Annotated in this window: 13 protein-coding genes; 10 read left to right on the plus strand and 3 right to left on the minus strand. The window is 46.3% G+C overall.

Annotated elements, in window-relative coordinates; all coding sequences use genetic code 11:
- Positions 1 to 198: 198 nt before the first annotated feature.
- Positions 199 to 2,160, plus strand: coding sequence for an acetate--CoA ligase (gene acs, locus H6G45_RS07645; protein ID WP_190597854.1), 1,962 nt, complete (start codon positions 199 to 201; stop codon positions 2,158 to 2,160).
- Here acs and H6G45_RS07650 read toward each other — a convergent pair.
- On the minus strand, positions 2,146 to 2,700 hold the full coding sequence (locus tag H6G45_RS07650; protein ID WP_190597855.1) for a DUF2854 domain-containing protein: 555 nt from the start codon (positions 2,698 to 2,700) through the stop codon (positions 2,146 to 2,148). The genes acs and H6G45_RS07650 overlap by 15 nt on opposite strands.
- A gap of 454 nt (positions 2,701 to 3,154) precedes the next feature.
- Here H6G45_RS07650 and H6G45_RS07655 point away from each other — a divergent pair, with 454 nt between their 5' ends.
- The 9 genes from H6G45_RS07655 (at position 3,155) to H6G45_RS07695 (ending at position 12,436) form a co-directional block, all read left to right on the plus strand.
- Positions 3,155 to 5,467: a nitric-oxide reductase large subunit gene (locus tag H6G45_RS07655; RefSeq protein ID WP_190597856.1), complete on the plus strand. Its 2,313-nt coding sequence runs from the start codon at positions 3,155 to 3,157 to the stop codon at positions 5,465 to 5,467.
- A 74-nt stretch (positions 5,468 to 5,541) separates the two neighbouring features.
- Positions 5,542 to 5,916: a group 1 truncated hemoglobin gene (locus H6G45_RS07660; RefSeq protein ID WP_190597857.1), complete on the plus strand. Its 375-nt coding sequence runs from the start codon at positions 5,542 to 5,544 to the stop codon at positions 5,914 to 5,916.
- A gap of 217 nt (positions 5,917 to 6,133) precedes the next feature.
- Complete coding sequence (locus tag H6G45_RS07665) at positions 6,134 to 6,583, plus strand: GNAT family N-acetyltransferase (RefSeq protein ID WP_190597858.1); 450 nt, start codon at positions 6,134 to 6,136, stop codon at positions 6,581 to 6,583.
- Positions 6,584 to 6,613: 30 nt separating this feature from the next.
- A complete protein-coding gene (locus tag H6G45_RS07670) occupies positions 6,614 to 7,225 on the plus strand; it encodes a glutathione S-transferase family protein (protein WP_190597859.1) in 612 nt (203 codons plus the stop codon).
- A gap of 140 nt (positions 7,226 to 7,365) precedes the next feature.
- Entirely contained in the window at positions 7,366 to 7,938 is a 573-nt protein-coding gene (locus H6G45_RS07675) for a GNAT family N-acetyltransferase (protein ID WP_199309626.1), read from the plus strand.
- Between the two features lie 100 nt (positions 7,939 to 8,038).
- Positions 8,039 to 8,392, plus strand: a complete 354-nt coding sequence (locus tag H6G45_RS07680; RefSeq protein ID WP_242018092.1) for an ASCH domain-containing protein — start codon at positions 8,039 to 8,041, stop codon at positions 8,390 to 8,392.
- A 26-nt stretch (positions 8,393 to 8,418) separates the two neighbouring features.
- The gene (locus tag H6G45_RS07685; RefSeq protein WP_190597861.1) at positions 8,419 to 8,970 is read left to right on the plus strand and encodes a dihydrofolate reductase family protein; all 552 of its coding nucleotides are present in this window, start codon (positions 8,419 to 8,421) and stop codon (positions 8,968 to 8,970) included.
- A 23-nt stretch (positions 8,971 to 8,993) separates the two neighbouring features.
- Positions 8,994 to 9,524: an ester cyclase gene (locus tag H6G45_RS07690; RefSeq protein WP_190597862.1), complete on the plus strand. Its 531-nt coding sequence runs from the start codon at positions 8,994 to 8,996 to the stop codon at positions 9,522 to 9,524.
- A gap of 740 nt (positions 9,525 to 10,264) precedes the next feature.
- Positions 10,265 to 12,436, plus strand: a complete 2,172-nt coding sequence (locus H6G45_RS07695; RefSeq protein WP_190597863.1) for an EAL domain-containing protein — start codon at positions 10,265 to 10,267, stop codon at positions 12,434 to 12,436.
- A 424-nt stretch (positions 12,437 to 12,860) separates the two neighbouring features.
- Here H6G45_RS07695 and H6G45_RS07700 read toward each other — a convergent pair whose 3' ends face one another.
- Both H6G45_RS07700 and H6G45_RS07705 read right to left on the minus strand, forming a co-directional pair.
- Positions 12,861 to 13,535 carry a response regulator transcription factor gene (locus tag H6G45_RS07700; protein WP_190597864.1) on the minus strand — a complete coding sequence of 225 codons (675 nt, stop codon included), beginning with the start codon at positions 13,533 to 13,535 and terminating at the stop codon, positions 12,861 to 12,863.
- Between the two features lie 166 nt (positions 13,536 to 13,701).
- The gene (locus tag H6G45_RS07705; protein ID WP_190597865.1) at positions 13,702 to 14,754 is read right to left on the minus strand and encodes a HAMP domain-containing sensor histidine kinase; all 1,053 of its coding nucleotides are present in this window, start codon (positions 14,752 to 14,754) and stop codon (positions 13,702 to 13,704) included.
- Positions 14,755 to 14,799: the final 45 nt, after the last annotated feature.

Genomic DNA, 14,799 nt, shown 5'->3' on the forward strand with positions numbered 1-14,799 from the left:
AGGGTGTGATTTCTCTTGCTCCCCACTGCCAAACGAACTGTATCAATACTGGCTTCCTTCTTCTATCCTAGGCCGCCCCCAGGGTAAAAAGCAGAGGCAAAGAAATACAAAAAGTTACAGATCCGAAGAAAGGGCAAAAAATTTTGCGACAATCGTCAACGTTGGGCCCAGGGCCATTGACGACCAAGACGGAGAACCATGTCAGATACCATTGAATCTATCCTCCAGGAAGAACGACTCTTTAATCCCCCCACCGAGTTTAGTGAACGGGCCTATGTGCGCAGTGGGCGGGAGTATGAGCAACTTTACAGCCGGGCGGCGAGCAATCCAGAGAAGTTTTGGGGGGAACTGGCGGAGCAGGAATTGCATTGGTTTAAAAAATGGGACCGAGTGCTGGACTGGCAACCCCCCTTTGCCCAATGGTTTGTCGGTGGCCAGTTGAATATTTCCCATAACTGTTTAGACCGACATTTGCATAGTTGGCGGCGCAATAAGGCGGCCATTATCTGGGAGGGGGAACCAGGAGATTCCCGGGTAATTACCTATGGGGAACTGCATCGGGAAGTTTGTCAGTTTGCCAATGCCCTGAAAAGTTTGGGGGTGCAAAAAGGCGATCGGGTGGCCATCTATCTACCCATGATCCCCGAAGCGGCGATCGCCATGTTGGCCTGTGCCCGTATCGGTGCGCCCCATAGCGTTGTGTTTGGTGGGTTTAGTGCGGAAGCCCTCAGGGATCGGTTAGTGGATGCGGAAGCGAAATTGGTCATCACTGCCGACGGTGGTTTTCGCAAAGATAAGGCGATCGCCCTCAAACAGGAAGTGGACAAGGCCCTGGAACACGGTGCCCCCAGCGTAGAAAACGTCATCGTGGTGCAACGGACTAAAGCCGATGTGACCATGACGGCGGGGCGGGACCACTGGTGGCATGAACTCCAACCCCAACAATCGGCCCATTGCCCAGCGGAACCCATGGACAGTGAGGATATGCTGTTCATTCTCTACACTTCCGGCAGTACCGGTAAACCGAAGGGCGTAGTCCACACCACCGGGGGCTATAACCTTTATACCCACATGACCACCAAATGGATTTTTGACCTCAAGGACACGGACGTTTATTGGTGTACCGCCGATGTGGGCTGGATCACTGGCCATAGCTACATCGTCTATGGCCCCCTCTCCAACGGAGCCACCACGGTCATGTATGAAGGGGTACCCCGTCCCTCCAATCCCGGTTGTTTTTGGGACGTGATTGAAAAGTATGGGGTGAATATTTTCTACACCGCCCCCACCGCCATCCGTGCCTTTATTCGCATGGGGGAAGCCATACCCAATGCCAGGGATTTATCTTCCCTGCGCTTACTGGGCACCGTGGGGGAACCCATTAATCCTGAAGCCTGGATGTGGTATCACCGGGTCATTGGCGGCGGCAAATGTCCCATTGTGGATACCTGGTGGCAAACGGAAACCGGTGGCATTATGCTTACTCCCTTACCTGGAGCCATTCCTACTAAACCGGGCTCCTGCACTCGACCTTTCCCAGGCATTGTGGCAGACATAGTTGATTTAGATGGCAACCCCGTAGAGTCTGGTCAGGGGGGCTTTTTAGTGATTAAACAACCCTGGCCCAGCATGATTCGGGACGTGTACGGCGACACCGATCGTTTCCGCTTTACCTATTGGGAACATATCCAACCTAAGGAGGGGCAATATCTCTACTTTGCCGGAGATGGGGCTCGCCGGGATGCCGATGGTTATTTTTGGGTCATGGGTCGGGTGGACGACGTTATTAATGTTTCTGGCCACCGTTTGGGCACCATGGAAATCGAATCCGCGTTGGTTTCCCATCCCCTCGTGGCGGAAGCGGCGGTAGTGGGTCGCCCCGATGAATTGACTGGGGAAGCCATTTTTGCCTTTGTTTCCCTGGAAGGCAACACAGAGGCCAATGAGGATTTGAAAAAAGAGTTGGTCAAGCATGTCACCGCCGAAATTGGGGCGATCGCCAGGCCAGCGGAAATTCGTTTCACCGATGTCTTGCCCAAAACCCGTTCCGGTAAAATTATGCGCCGTCTGTTGCGGAGTTTGGCCTCCGGGCAGGAAATCTCTGGGGATACTTCTACCCTGGAGGACCGGACAGTGCTGGATAAATTACGGGAGGGTTAATTGGGAAATTAGGTTCACCGTTACCACCTTTTCTTCCGGTTCGGCGACGGTAACCTCCAGGTCGGGGCCGAAGAATTTGGCAATTTTTTCCTGCTTTTCTTGCCAAGTTTCCAGACTAATAAAGGGGGAGGTAAAGGTTAGGGTGAGCACGTATTTTCCTTCCCAGTCCTGTTCCAAAAGGCTAGTTAGTACTGGTCTTTCCTCATCGGTGGGGCTCAACCCTAGGCGCTCCAGGGATTCGTCCAGGTGGGCTTCCTGGCCATAACGATAGCGGGTCACATCCTTACGAATTTGGTTTTGGGTGGGTGTGGCCAGTTGATTCCGTAGGGCGACAATTTTTTCCGGGGTCGGCTGACTAAAGGGAATGGGTTTCAACTCCGCTGCTTTCAGGGCCAATCCTCCCAATACCAGGGGAATGCCATAGAAAAAACCAGCCAGGTTGAGGGTGGCATAGTCCAGGGCGTAGGCCACAAATCCTGTGATGGTGAGGATTCCCCCTACCGTTAAGCCCACTGCGGCCAAAGAAATTTTAGGAAGCATTTAAGTCGATACCCTTACCAAGGAAAAACAGCGGGCAAATTGTCCCACGGCAATAGTATCCAACAAAACTGAGGTCCCTAGCTACTGGGATTGGCGATCGGCAGTGGACCAGTTTTGAGTCATTGTGCGAAACGGTTAAGATTTCCAATCCTCCACTGGTAACTTAAACTATGCCGCGATTCCTTTGATGTAGCTCTTGTGGTGCTGGCGTTGGTCGGGCAAGCTGATTATGACTTCGTTACGGGCGTGAGCTGTAACGGCTGAACTCCACTCTCCAACTATGAGCTAGCTAATGAAGAAGCTGGGATCTGTCTGTTAGACTGGCGCAAAATAGCGACATCAAGCCACATTAGGCTGGAACTGACCTTGCATAGGTAGATCTATCCAAAATAAATCTCCATATCTGAATATTTGAATTGCATCAACGGAAAAATTTCAAACATCCTTTTTAACCATGGCTAATCCATCCCTTGAGGTTATGACCCTAGCTCGCAACCGGTCTAGAAGCTTTAATTTACCGGTATGGCTGGTACTTGTCTGTGTTATCACCTTCAGTGTTTTACTGGGGGCCGGGGCGGCTATTTCTAAATATGCTCCTCCCCATCCCAGCCTAGTCCAATCACCTCAACAGAAGACTATTTTCACCGCTGCCGATGTGGAAAATGGCCAGGTTACCTACCTAGGCAGGGGCGGCCAACACGTGGGCAGTGTTTGGGGCCACGGCAGTTATCTGGCTCCCGACTGGACAGCGGATGTTTTGCACCGTTGGGGACTAGCCACAGCAGGGGTACTCTACGCCAATGATCCCAGTTTCTCCCAAGCTGACCTTGAAGCTCTCAGTGCCTCAGATCGGGCATTGCTAGAAGCTCAGGTGCAGGAGCAGTTTAAGCCCAACCGCTATGATGCGGAGACCGATACCCTAGCACTTACCGCCGCTCAAGCCGAGGGTCTCAAGCAGGTATTTGCCGACTATCAAGAGCTATTAGCCCATGGGTCACGAATTCACTCCATCCCCGATGGCTGGTTTAAGAGCGAGCAGGATATTCATGATGTCACTACGTTTTTTGTCTGGACGGCTTGGGCGGCGGCAACCAATCGACCCCATGCCCCTTTCTCCTATACAGCTAACTGGCCCCACGATGACCTGATTGGTAATCAACCCCCAGGGCAATTTTTAGTGTGGTCAATTGTGTCGGTGATGGTGCTGATTTTTGCGATCGCCGCTTTTCTTTTCATCTACCTCACCCAGGAAGAAGCCGATGAAGTGCAGATTGTAGCCGATCGCCCCGCCATTCGTATTGCTACCCCTAGCCAAAAAGCCACCAGTCTTTTCTTTGGGGTGGCCATGGCTTTGTTTGGAGTGCAGATTGCCATGGGGATGGTCACTGCCCACTATGCAGTGGAAGGGGACGGCTTTTACGGCTTACCCCTCCAGCAATATCTGCCCTACGCCGCATCCCGCACTTGGCACCTACAGCTAGCCGTGTTTTGGATTGCCACCTGTTGGCTGGCAGCAGGACTATATTTTGCTCCCCGTTTTGGCAAACAAGAACCCAAGGGTCAAGTCTGGGGCAACGGTGCCTTGCTCATTGCCCTAACGGTGGTAGTCGTAGGTTCCTTAATTGGCTCTTGGGCTAGTGTTCAGGGCTTTCTCACCGGCGACAACAGCTTTATGTTTGGGCACCAGGGCTATGAGTATGTGGAACTGGGTCGTCTTTGGCAGTTGTTGCTGATCGGTGGCATGGTCTTTTGGCTGTGGTTAATGTTTCGGGCCCTACGCCCTGCCATCAAGGCCGAAGGCAATAAAACTGGGCTAAACCATTTCTTTTTCTACAGTGCCATTACCATTCCCCTCTTCTATGCTTCAGGGTTGATGTATAACAACCATACTTCCCTCAGCATGGCGGAATACTGGCGTTGGTGGGTGGTGCATCTGTGGGTAGAAGGCTTCTTTGAAGTGTTTGCCACGGTGACCATTGCCTACCTCTGTAGCGAACTCGGATTTCTGAAAAAGTCTTCAGCGTTGCGCGCTACTTACCTAACTACAATTTTGTACTTAGGCAGTGGTGTGATCGGCACCCTACACCACCTGTACTTTGCGGGCACACCGTCATTTATTGCGGCCATGGGAGCAGTGGCTTCTGCCTTAGAGGTGGTTCCCCTTACCTTAATTGGCTTTGAAGTGGTGAAGACCCTGCGTATGTCTCAGCAAGCCGAGCGTTTTTACCGCTGGCCTCTGCGATTCTTTTTGGCTACTTGTTTCTGGAACCTCGTCGGTGCAGGGGTCTTTGGGTTTTTGATTAACCCGCCCATCGTCCTCTACTATTCCCAGGGACTTAACACCACCCCCATCCATGCCCACAGTGCCCTGTTTGGAGTCTATGGCTGTTTGGCGATCGCCTTAATGCTGTTCTCTCTGCGGGAAATTGTGCCGGACCGGGCCTGGAATGAGAAAATTTTGCGCTTCTCCTTTTGGAGCCTCAATGGTGGTCTAGGGATGATGATGGTCTTGGGCTTGATTCCCAATGGCTTTTACCAGCTTATGCAATCGATTAACCACGGCACCTGGTATGCCCGTAGTGCGGAAGTGATTGGTTCACCCTGGATGCAGTGGACGGTATGGTTGCGTATCCCAGGCGATATTGTGTTTACCCTAGGGGCGATCACCATAGTGGTGTTTACTGGGCGAGCGGTATACTCCGTTTTCCATCAGCCTACTCAACTAGGCCCATCTGAAGCAATTAGCCCCGCTGTAGAGGGTCAATAGGTTCTAATTCCTATCCCTGGCTTCCTCAAGAAACCAGAAATCTTTCAATAATTCTTTATTCTCAAGAAAAACCCATGACGACCTTATTTGATCAACTAGGCGGTGCGGCGGCGGTAGATCTAGCCGTTGATAAATTTTATGAGCGGGTGCTCCAGGATGACCGGATCAAGCATTTCTTTGCCAATGTGGATATGGCCAAGCAGAGGGCACACCAAAAGGATTTTTTGACCTATGCCTTTGGCGGCACAGACAAATATGATGGGCGCTATATGCGGGAAGCCCATCAAGCACTGGTGCAAAACCATGGTCTTAACAGTGAACACTTCGATGCCGTAGCCGAAGACTTAATGATCACCCTGGAGGAACTGGGAGTCTCAGAAGAATTGAGGGCCCAGGTTGCCGCGATCGCCGCCGCTCCCCAACATAAGCGTGATGTCTTGAATCAGTAATGGAATTACACTATCTCCCTTACCTAAGTGTCGAAAGAAAGCTCCCACTCGAATCTTAGATTGGGTGCCGAGATGAATTTCGAATAGCAACAAAAGCTGTAGTAGTTTATCTTCATAAGACTTATCTTCTTCCCATGTTTGTACTCGAAGCTCAACTCAAAGGTTCAACAAAACATTTTGTAGTCACTGATGATTAGTTATGTGCTTCGAGGTGAAAATGGAATATTCGGAAGTAAAGCCTACGGAAATCCCTATTCAGCTTTTGCTTGAGGCTGATCCTTCTGAACAAAGTATCCACTCATATTTAAGCGATTCGTGGTGTTACGTAGCCAAGCGTAATGGGCAGATTGTTGGTGCTTGTATTGCTAGGCCAATTCACGATAGCATCGTTGAAATATTCAATATCTCTGTTTACCCAAGCTTTCAACAACAAGGTATCGGATCCGGATTACTGAAGTTTACCTTGAATGAATTGGCTAAAAAAAACGTGTATCGTGTAGAGTTGGGCACTGGTACGTTCGGTTATCAGCTTACCTATTATCAGCGTATTGGCTTTAGGGTGGATTCTGTCGTGAAAGATCATTTTCTAGTAAATTATTCGGAGCCAATCTTCGAAAATGGTGTACAGCATAAAGATAGATTAAGATTATATATTGAACTTAAGTAATGCGCATAAAGCTCGGAGGAAGAAAACTCTATGTATACCGTTTTTGGAGATATGTTGTCCGGCAATTGCTACAAAATCAAATTGTTAATGGAGTTTCTTGGTATTGAACACGAATGGGTTCATGTTGATATCCTTGCCAGTGAAACTCACACCGAAGAATTCAGGAAAATGAATCCAAATGCAAGAATACCAGTCATCGACTTGGGTGATGGTAGGTACCTCTGGGAATCCAATGCGATATTGAACTACTTAGCAGAGAACACTGAGTTTTTACCACAAGATAGGTATGAAAAAGCTAAAGTCTTGCAATGGCAATTTTTTGAGCAGTATAGTCATGAGCCATACATCGCGACAGCAAGGTACATCAACAAGTACTTAGGATTGCCGAAAGAGCGGGAAGCAGAATATCATGCCAAACAGATTGGTGGCCATAAAGCGCTTTCAGTAATGGAGAAACACCTCGTTGAGAATAAATTTTTTCTTGGTGCTAGCGCAACAATTGCCGACATCAGTCCGTATGCATACACCCATGTCGCCGATGAAGGTGGTTTCGATCTGTCTGAGTATCTGAATATTCAGAGGTGGTTCAAAGATTTTGAAAATATTCCTGGATATATAAAAATGACAAGAAATAATGCCTAATAGTCTGTTTGCATACCAACCCCATGGGGTTTCTTGGTTAAGTTTGAGAGGTTACTAGCGGCGGCTGGGGACTGAACAGAATATTGGCCCGCAGGCCTTGACCAAGTTCAGTCAATCAATGATCCTGGAGTGAAATTTTATTGTTTCCCGCGAACTTTCTGCCCCAATCAACTGAAAGACTGATTCTGCGTCGGTTTATTGATGTAGATCTGGAGCGGTTTCTAGCTTACCGCCAAGACCCTCAAGTAGCGCAATTTCAAGGTTGGTCGATGCTCTCCGAAGCTGAAGGGAAATCTTTTATCAAGGAAATGCAGACAGCCGTAATCGGGATACCTGGTGAGTGGTTTCAAATGGCGATCGCCTATAAACAATCTAACTTACTGATCGGCGACATAGGCATACAAATTTATGCAAAAGATCCAACAAATGTGGAAGTTGGTTTTACTTTGAATCAGCAAGAGCAGGGTAAAGGATATGCTCAAGAAGCGGTATCTGCCTTAATCCATTTGCTGTTTAAACTTGGAAGTATCAATAAAATTGTTGCTATCACCGACTCCCGGAATGAATCTTCTATTCGTCTTCTCAAAAGGCTAGGAATGAGGTTATCGAACTCCCTTGAAGTAGAATTCAGAGGTGAATGGTGTGTTGAGCAAACCTTTGAATTGAATCATCAAGATTGGTTACTCTCTTCAATAAAATCCGATGAGAAATGAGCAGTTAGAGCGGTATTGGCAGACATATATAGCAGGACTTTCGAATACTGCATCGAGTGACGAGGGCTATGAGGCACACCAATTTGGTGACTCTTCCGCTTTGGCAGATGAACTGAGTAATTTAGTTCTGGAGGGGACTAAAACTGCAACTTGTTCAGCTTTGTGGGAATGGGAAGCAGAGGGAATTCAACTGCCTGAAATAGGGGCAAAAACAATCGTATTAAATGGAAGCGGTGAGCCCACTTGCATTATTGAAACTACGGAGATTATGATCTGCCCATTTAGTGGAGTGGATGCACGATTTGCCTATGAAGAAGGCGAGAATGACCGTTCCCTGGAGTCTTGGCGGAAAGAGCATTGGCAGTACTTTTTGCGAGTATTGCCTGAAATTGGGAAGGAACCCACTCCAGAAATGCTTTTGGTTTGTGAACGATTTCGTGTTGTTTATAGGTAGAGTTGTTCAAACCACACTGGCGACCTATGATCCCAAAAGTCTCTGTTTTCATTGCAACAAGCCTCGACGGCTATATTGCGCGCAGTAATGGTGACATTGATTGGCTGGATGCCGCCAATGCCAAAGTCCCAAAGGGCGAGGATTGTGGCTACGGTGCGTTGATGCGGTCCGTCGATGTATTGGTGATGGGACGCAACTCATACGAAAAGGTGCGATCGTTTAGTTTTTGGCCCTATGGTGATGTTCCCGTCGTGGTTATGAGCAGCAAGCCGATCACATTCTCGGATGAACTGCCGAAGACACTCCAGCAATCGTCAGAAAGCCCTCGGGAATTATGCGAACGACTCTCTGGTGAAGGTGTTGCTCACATTTATGTGGATGGAGGCAACACCATTCAGCGATTTCTGTCCGCTGGGCTGGTTCATGAGCTTACAATTACGGTCATCCCGGTGATTCTTGGCGAGGGAATTCCCCTCTTTGGTCCGACAGGATCAGACGTGTTGCTAACATTTGTCGGAGCCAAGGCTTACGAGTTTGGCTTTGTCCAACTAAAGTACACCCTCCAAAATAATGCATAACAAAACCGCGAAAAGGAGATGCAATGACTGATCCCAGCTTAGAGGCAAAACTTGATGCAATCTTCAATGCCCACATGAGTGCAGAGTTGGCGGGCGACCTTGATCAAACGTTAGCGACCATGGCCCCACAACCGCATTTGGTGAACGTGCCAACTATGGTCGGTGGTCAAGGTCCAAGCGGCGTCCGAACCTTTTACGCAAAGCGCCTAATTGGTCAGTTTTTTCCTCCAGACGTTGTGTTTGAAACAGTCTCTCGAACCTGTAGTGAAGAACGGTTGGTTGATGAACTGATTATCTCGTTTACGCACACGCACAAGATTGACTGGATGCTTCCTGGAGTTGAGCCGACCGGAAAACGGGTTGAAGTCGTGTTTGTTGTGATCGTTGGCATCGAAAACGACAAGGTTGCCTACGAGCACATTATGTGGGACCAAGCCAATGTGCTTGTACAGATCGGACTCCTCGATCCAACGGGTCTCCCAGTTACCGGCGCCGGTGCCGCCGCAAAGTTGAGGAATCCGAGCATTCCAGATCCATTTTTTCATGAAGGCTGATCCCAGAGAAATACTTCAGTCATATAATTTACTGCCTTTGGCATTAAAACTTGTGATACCCCTTGCATGTAGCTCATACAGAATTGGTCCAAGTAGGCATTTTTTGACTACAGACGATAACAAAGTATTCATTAGGCAAAAATCTTAAAATCTCCTAACTACAACCAAGTTAGTTCGGTTGCTGGTGATAGCTACTTTGATTTTTACAAAGTTTAACATAATGCCTTGGCTTTAATAGTATATTTAAACTTTCTATTCCCCAAAGATAATTTGAATTTTTCACAGGCCTTAATTCGTACGGACAAACTCCAAATATTCAGTTAGGCTGAAACTGTGCAGGGCAGTTTGTAAACCGAGGATTTTGTATCAATAAAAGTTCTGAGCCCGTCACCTTTGATAAGCGACTTGAGGTTGTTGTGTTCTCTTTCTTTATTCTGGTCAGAGAATAAAACTCTGAAAGCCTAAAGCCCATGATTAATAGCTATTTTATTGTTTTTTTTAAGAACAAATAAAATTTTTATTCAAAAATAAATCAATAAGACCGCGCGATTTAAATCTTGATACCACAAAGTCATTCTGAGGCTGATTAAGAGAGGATATCAGTCCAACCGTTGCTCCTAGTTAGTCAAGATTCTTTACTTTTATTTCCAGTTCCAGACACGTGATTTTCATCAATATACATTCACCATATAAAAGATGGGTATATTGAAAAAACTTCGCCACTGAGCTAGTGATTTGCTATGTTAAAAACAAAAGGTAAAATTTTAGTTGTTGGTGATTCTGGTAATCTGCAAAAGCTCAGGGAGAAACTCGAAAACAAAGGCTATGAGTTTCAAGTTTGTCGATCTGATTCGGCTATCCTAAAAAATGTGTTAGCAATTAAAGTAGATTTAATTTTGCTTTACGTTAAACTCGGTGGTTATGATGCCTATGAGCTGTGTCGACGATTAAAAGCAGATGTAGAGATAGCTCCTATTCCTATCATTTTTTTAAGCGAACTGACTAGTACTTTTAATAAAGTTCGAGGTTTGGAGTTAGGGGGGGCTGATTATATAACCCAGCCCTTTCAAATGGAGGAATTATTCGCACGAATTGCAACTCACATATCTCTGCGGCAACTCCAGCGCCGACTTTGGGCAACAAGCACAGAACTAATTCGAGCAAAAAATAAGCAATTACTTAAAGAAATAGAGGATCATAGACAAACTCAGGAGGCTCTTTTTTTTGAGAAGGAATTAGCTCAGGTTACGCTTAAATCCATTGGGGATGCGGTAATTACCACTGATGCTGAATGTGCTGTTACCTATCTTAATCCCACCGCTGAATCACTAACCGGTTGGACGAATGAAGAGGCCTCAGGAAATCATTTATTTGAAATTTTTAAAATTATTAACGAATTTACCAGGAATCCGGTTAAAAATCCCATTATTCAAGCTCTGGAAGAAATTACGACAATTAATTTGGCGAAAAATACGAATTTAATTCGCCGTGATGGCTCCGAAATTCCCATTGATGACTCCGCTGCTCCAATTCAAGACCGTAAAGGAAACGTAGTGGGGAGTGTGGTTATTTTTCGGGATGTGACCATTGCCCATAACCTCACCCGTCAACTTACCTGGCAAGCCAGTCATGATTTTCTAACGGGTTTAATCAATCGTTCAGGCTTTGAACAGAAACTAGATGAGACCATCGCGGCAAATAACGAGGGCCATAATCATGTTTTATGTTATCTGGATTTAGACCAATTTAAAGTTGTCAATGACACCTCTGGTCATATCGCTGGGGATAAACTCCTACGTCAAGTGGCTAGACTATTACAACAAAGAGTACGAGAAGTCGATACCTTAGCCCGTTTAGGGGGGGATGAGTTTGCTTTTTTGCTATACCAATGCCCCTTAGAAAAAGCAATAGAAATTGCTGAGACTTCTAGGGATATGGTTGAAAAATTATGCTTCCAATGGGAAGGTAAAATTTTTCATATTAGTATCAGTATTGGCTTAGTGTCGATTTCCCCCCATGAAAACGACAAAAATCGTCTTATGAGCATGGCAGATGCGGCCTGTTATGCTGCAAAAAATAAGGGAAGAAACTGTATACAGGTTTATCGTGATGATGATAATGATTTACGGCAACAAAGACGAGAAAGACAGTGGGTTGGTGAAATTCGTGATGCCCTAGAAGCAAATAATTTTGATCTCTATTGTCAGACTGTAATACCTATCAATAAAAAATCTAAGCTGATTTATTATGAGGTTCTGTTACGGTTATTGGATGAAAAAAGAATTATTGTTCCTGGCGTGTTTCTTCCTTCAGCTGAACGTTACCAATTGATGCCGACAATTGATCGCTGGGTTATCAGTCAATTTTTCAGTCGTTATGATCATTATTATCAACAACATTCTGAACGAATGAATGTCTCTCAAAATTATTTATATGCTCTCAATCTTTCCGCCGCTAGTATTAACCATGATTATTTTCTCGACTTTTTGAAAACGCAATTGGCAAAAGTTTCATTTCCCCTAGGAACAATTTGTTTTGAAATTACAGAAGAGACGGCGATCAGCCATTTCGATCAAGCCGTAAAATTTATTAATGAAATCAAACAATTTGGTTGTTATTTTGCCATTGATGATTTTGGTCACGGAATGAATTCCTTTGAATATATTAAATATTTTCCCGTTGATTATTTAAAAATTGATGGCAGTTTTGTTAAAAATATTATTCAAAGCAAAGTTGACCGAGAGATAGTGGAAAGCTTTAATCGTATTGGTCATGTGATGGATTTACAAACAATTGCTGAATTTGTTGAAAATGCTGCCATATTGAGGGCTGTGGAGGCGATCGGTTTCGATTATGCCCAGGGTTACGTTATTTCAAAACCTTCTCCTTTAACGTTTGAACATGGGATGTGATGAATCGAAAGGGGTGATTAGCTCGTGTGAACAAGAAGCCCTACACAAGAGTTTGTTCGCCTTATTTCGAGAAGATATTGATCGTTTACGCCAGGCGTAGTAATCGCTTCTTGATTGCTTTAATATCCGGCACATTAGCCTTATCGGTAAATTTATCTTCCCCGCATGAATTAGCTCATTGATTCTGGACTTTTCTCGGCAAGTAAGTTCGCTGCCTATTTTAAAAAATTTCGCTCCATTTGTACCCTTTTTAGGTCATGGCGCAAGCTATTTAGTTCTTATCTTTCCGTTGATGCTAATTGACCTTTACCTGCTCTTTGCCTGTCAATGTTGACTATTTATTTTACCTATTTTCTTAAGGCACTTTCTGTTAAACCTATTTCCCTTGCTACTTGGCTTAGTTGACTGGGGGTAATCATCGGACTCAAAGGGAAACTAACCTTTTTTCAATGGCTAAAATGGCAGCTTGGGTCCGATCCCGCACCTCCAATTTACGCAAAATGGTATGTACGTGGACCCGCACTGTACCTGGTGCAATGTAAAGTTCGTCGGCAATTTCCTGGTTACTTTTGCCCCTAGCCACAAAGGCTAAAATTTCCAGTTCCCGCTTAGTGAGGGGATTGTCCGCCATGGCCAATGCCGGCACCGTCGGAGACGATGGGCTGTGTTGAAACGCTGTCTGAATTTCCTGAGAGGCGATGGCATCCCACCAGAATGCACCGGCCACCACTGAGCGGATGGCAAGCACCAATGTTTCTGCTGCTACCCCTTTGACGCAATAACCCTGGGCATGGGCTTCAATCAGGCGGTTAATGAGGACAGGTTGGGAATGGGAAGTGAGAATAAGAACTGGTAATTGTGGATGAATTTTTTTGATTTGATGGCAGGTTTCAATGCCACCGATACCGGGTAATCCCACATCTAAAATCACCACATCAAAAAGCTGTTGATTGACGTAGGCGATCGCCGTTTCTCCATCTTCAGCTTCCCCGGCCACATCTAACCCCGGTTCTTGGCTGAGGCGGGTCACTAACCCCAGGCGGAAAAGTTCATCATCCTCCACCAGGAGAATCCGAATTGGAGTGGGGGCAATTGACATAGATGGTGTTGATTAACAAAGGAGACTTAACTAATTAGTCTAAATTAGGGCTACAACTAGCTGCTTAAATCCCTGCTATTGAAAAATTTTGCTTTCTGAACCATATCATTTGCGTTTAAAACAGGCTTAAAAATGAATAGCAACAAACCAAAGAGCCGGTTAAGCCCTAGGATTCTATGGGCAGAGAAAAAGCAAAAATGGCTCCTTGGGGAGAGCGGGGTTCCGCCCAGATTTTACCGCCGTGGGCTTCAATAATTTGGCGGCTGAGATATAAACCTAGTCCGGCTCCCTTCGCTTGGCGATCGCCATGGCCTTGATAAAATCGCTCGAAGAGATTGGGCAGATCATAATCAGGAATGCCCCGTCCTTCATCGACAATTTGCACCTGGAAATAATTATTTCTCGAGATCAAGGAAATTTCCACCTTACAACCACGGGGGGAATGGTTAATGGCATTGGTAATGAGGTTATTAAAAACCCGTTGTAGTTGTAGGGCATCGGCTTGTACCCAGTAGGTCTGGCGAAAGTCGGAGTTACCTTGGCGCAGACATAAATGGATTTGACGGGACGTGGCCAGGGGGGTGAGTTGCAGAATTACTTCTTCGGCCAGACTAGTCAGATTGACCGGTTCCTGGTGTAGGTATAAACCCTCTGTGTCATTGCGATAAACATCCATTAGGGTTTCAACCAGTTGCAAGGTCATGCGGTGGCTACGCATCATAATGGCGATCGCCCGTTGTTGGCCATGGGTAACGGCCCCAAACTGTCCTGCTTGGAAAGCATTGAGGGTTTCAATTGCTCCCAAAAGAGGAGTTTTCAAGTCATGGGTTAGGGTTGAGACAAAATCCTCCCGCACCTTGGCCAGTTGAATTTGGGTTGCTAGTTGTACCTGTTGTTTTAGCATGGCCGCTTCGTATTGTTGCAGGCGATCGCTCAGCCAAGCGGTGACCAGCAGTGCCAGTACGGTGATAATCCGATTGGCCAAGGTAATGGGGGTGATTGGTTCAATGCCCGGAATCCACAAATTTAGTAGGGTTAGACCCACCGCAATGCCTGTTACCCAGAGGGTTGCCCGACGCCCCAGCCGCACACTGGCCAATAACACTGCCCCAATGTAAAGGTAGCCGAGCACATAGGGAGGGGGAGTGCTGTATTCCAGGCTAATCACAACTAAAAAAAGAATTGCTAGCAACCAGTGGGTACGGGTCCAAATACGCATTGTTTGGTCAGACAATCATTGAACAGAAATGGCTTTGAAGGAGCA

Source organism: Synechocystis sp. FACHB-383, assembly GCF_014698605.1.
Lineage (GTDB): Bacteria > Cyanobacteriota > Cyanobacteriia > Cyanobacteriales > Microcystaceae > Synechocystis > Synechocystis salina.

Excerpts from the sequence above, each read along its gene's own strand:
- H6G45_RS07655 (WP_190597856.1), top strand. The coding sequence starts at position 3,155 with ATGGCTAATCCATCCCTTGAGGTTATGACCCTAGCTCGCAACCGGTCT.
- H6G45_RS07670 (WP_190597859.1), top strand. The coding sequence starts at position 6,614 with ATGTATACCGTTTTTGGAGATATGTTGTCCGGCAATTGCTACAAAATC.
- H6G45_RS07660 (WP_190597857.1), top strand. The coding sequence starts at position 5,542 with ATGACGACCTTATTTGATCAACTAGGCGGTGCGGCGGCGGTAGATCTA.
- H6G45_RS07690 (WP_190597862.1), top strand. The coding sequence starts at position 8,994 with ATGACTGATCCCAGCTTAGAGGCAAAACTTGATGCAATCTTCAATGCC.
- acs (WP_190597854.1), top strand. The coding sequence starts at position 199 with ATGTCAGATACCATTGAATCTATCCTCCAGGAAGAACGACTCTTTAAT.
- H6G45_RS07695 (WP_190597863.1), top strand. The coding sequence starts at position 10,265 with ATGTTAAAAACAAAAGGTAAAATTTTAGTTGTTGGTGATTCTGGTAAT.
- H6G45_RS07700 (WP_190597864.1), bottom strand. The coding sequence starts at position 13,535 with ATGTCAATTGCCCCCACTCCAATTCGGATTCTCCTGGTGGAGGATGAT.
- H6G45_RS07685 (WP_190597861.1), top strand. The coding sequence starts at position 8,419 with ATGATCCCAAAAGTCTCTGTTTTCATTGCAACAAGCCTCGACGGCTAT.
- H6G45_RS07665 (WP_190597858.1), top strand. The coding sequence starts at position 6,134 with ATGGAATATTCGGAAGTAAAGCCTACGGAAATCCCTATTCAGCTTTTG.
- H6G45_RS07705 (WP_190597865.1), bottom strand. The coding sequence starts at position 14,754 with ATGCGTATTTGGACCCGTACCCACTGGTTGCTAGCAATTCTTTTTTTA.
- H6G45_RS07650 (WP_190597855.1), bottom strand. The coding sequence starts at position 2,700 with ATGCTTCCTAAAATTTCTTTGGCCGCAGTGGGCTTAACGGTAGGGGGA.